Source organism: Actinomyces sp. S6-Spd3, assembly GCF_000758755.1.
Lineage (GTDB): Bacteria > Actinomycetota > Actinomycetes > Actinomycetales > Actinomycetaceae > Pauljensenia.
Genome location: NZ_JRMV01000135.1, coordinates 1 through 658, shown reverse-complemented (window position 1 = coordinate 658; position 658 = coordinate 1). Strand labels below are relative to the sequence as shown.

General features: G+C 58.1%; 1 protein-coding gene. It reads right to left on the bottom strand.

Going from position 1 to position 658, the window contains the following annotated elements; all coding sequences use genetic code 11:
- Nucleotides 1–446 (bottom strand): phosphatase PAP2 family protein (locus tag HMPREF1627_RS09935; RefSeq protein ID WP_158705788.1); only part of this gene is annotated, 446 nt, incomplete at its 3' end.
- Nucleotides 447–658: the final 212 nt, after the last annotated feature.

Here is a 658-nt window from a genome sequence, read left to right as displayed (position 1 = left end):
TCTAGGGGCCTGTGCCAGCCGAGGATAACTATTGAAATGACCAGACCGGCCACCACAAACGACAGCACAAACCCCGTGATTGAGCGGATTTCACGCGGCAGCACAACCGCGAGCGCCAACGCCAGCGACACCAGGAGTGTGGTGTGTCCCGATGGGAACGAGTTGGGCAGGTCAAAACCGATCCCCAGGTAGGGGCGGTGTAGCAGGTAGGTTTTCAGCACCTGCGTCATTAGGTTTGCGCCGAGTATCATCACGCCGGCACGCAGCGCGAGTGCGAAGCGTCCTCGCACGGCCGCAATCAGCATGATTACGCCCGCGGCAATCGCAACGGTATACAGCGAGATCGAGTTGGTCAGTATGCCGTTAACCCAGTCGAAGCTGGAGGCGCGCTGCATCGCAACGTCCAAAGCCGCCTGATCCAGAAGTTGGCCCACGGTCGTATACAAGCCCCCGATGGCCAGCAGAAGTAGCGCTAGGAGCGCACCAAAAGTGAGTACGACGCGTAGTGTGCGCCGACTATTCGCTGTGAATATCGGGGTTTGCCCCTGGTCGCTCACTCTTGTTCCCTCCACGTGTTACCAGTGAATAATAATCTCATCCCGCTCCATTTGATTCGATTCGACGCGCGCGAGCGATCCACCTCACCTAACCTGTTATC